Origin of the sequence: Phenylobacterium soli, from assembly GCF_003254475.1 — a bacterium.
GTDB lineage: Bacteria > Pseudomonadota > Alphaproteobacteria > Caulobacterales > Caulobacteraceae > Phenylobacterium > Phenylobacterium soli.
In genome coordinates this window covers 1-444 of record NZ_QFYQ01000015.1, presented here as the reverse complement: position 1 = coordinate 444, position 444 = coordinate 1, and the positions used below count along the sequence as shown (strand labels likewise).

General features: G+C 65.5%; 1 pseudogene. It reads right to left on the bottom strand.

The features are described from left to right. Positions 1-444 (bottom strand): annotated as a pseudogene (sucA, locus tag DJ017_RS19935) (2-oxoglutarate dehydrogenase E1 component); the annotation flags it as partial.

Sequence of the window (444 nt, the reverse complement as noted above, 5' to 3'; positions counted from 1 at the left end):
GTTGTCTTCGGCGCACATCTGCAGATAGCGCTCGAGACGCGCGGAGGAGTGCTCCGGGCCTTGGCCCTCGTAGCCGTGCGGAAGCAGCATGACGAGGCCGCTCATGCGCAGCCACTTGCGCTCGCCCGACGAGATGAACTGGTCCACGACCACTTGGGCGCCGTTGGCGAAGTCGCCGAACTGGGCTTCCCACATGGTCAGGGTGTTCGGATCGGTCAGCGAGAAGCCGTACTCGAAGCCCAGCACCGCCTCTTCCGACAGCGCCGAGTTCAGCACCTCGAAGTGCGCCTGGTTCGGACCTAGGTTGCGGAGGGGGAAGTAGAGCTGCTCGGTCTTCTGGTCGATCAGGCCGGCGTGGCGGTGGGTGAAGGTGCCCCGAATGCTGTCCTGGCCGGACAGGCGGACCGGATAGCCCTGGTCGAGCAGGGTAGCAAAGGCCAGGTG